Source organism: Rhodococcus sp. T2V (assembly GCF_029269925.1).
In the GTDB taxonomy this organism is placed as follows: Bacteria; Actinomycetota; Actinomycetes; order Mycobacteriales; family Mycobacteriaceae; genus Rhodococcus_F; species Rhodococcus_F koreensis.
In genome coordinates, this window is record NZ_JARJBD010000331.1 from 1 (window position 1) to 826 (window position 826).

The 826-nt window shown below is 60.3% G+C and carries 2 protein-coding genes; one reads left to right on the forward strand and one right to left on the reverse strand.

What is annotated here, in order from left to right:
* Nucleotides 1-310, reverse strand: a 310-nt coding sequence (locus P3H15_RS54200) for a hypothetical protein (protein WP_276144856.1), incomplete at its 3' end; no start/stop codon positions are given.
* A 292-nt stretch (nucleotides 311-602) separates the two neighbouring features.
* On the opposite strand from P3H15_RS54200, the gene P3H15_RS54205 reads away from it, so the two are divergent.
* On the forward strand, nucleotides 603-826 hold a 224-nt coding region (locus P3H15_RS54205), incomplete at its 3' end, for a hypothetical protein (RefSeq protein WP_276144857.1).

Consider the following 826-nt stretch of genomic DNA (forward strand, 5'->3'; position numbering starts at 1 on the left):
CCGCTTGCAGTTCACTGGGACCGGTCCGGGCACGCACAACAGCGATAGCGTTACCCTGACGATGGGCGCTCGACTGGACCACGGTGGTCAGACCAGGGTCGACAATCGCAACGGAGTGACCGGTATAGGTTGCCAAACAATCGATTACGCTCTGGAGGCTCGCCTGAGCGCCCGCAGCCGATGACAATCGGCTGCACAGATCGAGAATTCCACGCATGCGGTGCACCTCGGTTACACCACCCGCCAGATATTCGGGCGAGCCAGCCGCATCGGCCACCCGAGCGATACCGATCGTCGTTGATTTTGGCATTCCTCGAAGTTAGACCCAGCCGAGGAGCTGAAGGCCTATTCGTGCACGCTGCGACAAGGCGGTGCACGAATGAGCAAGACGCCCGCTGGGCAGCGAGGCTTGGTTCCACCGCACCTCGTGCCCGCCCGGGCACGAGGTGCACCTGAGACCCCACAGCGAACAGATCGCTGCGCATCTGTCGCGCTCTTGACTCTGTCGCGCTTTTGACGTCGATCGAGAATCAAGTAGTGTAGATCACAATTGATCGATGAGTAGGATCGAGTCAGTATGGCGCACACCAACGGGGCAAGCAGTGAGTATCTCTGAGATGGTCGGCAGTGCATCCAACCCGACCGCGAACATGCTCAGCCGCCCAGAAGACGCGCCAGCTGGACTCCTGGTCGACACAGGCAGAGTGTCCCCGGAGCATCGATTCACATACTGGCAGTCGGAGACCGCCGAGGTCGTCGGTTCGACAAGACTGCAACAACACGAACTACAGCCCTTCGACGGACAGATCTTCGGCTACCCCCTAGG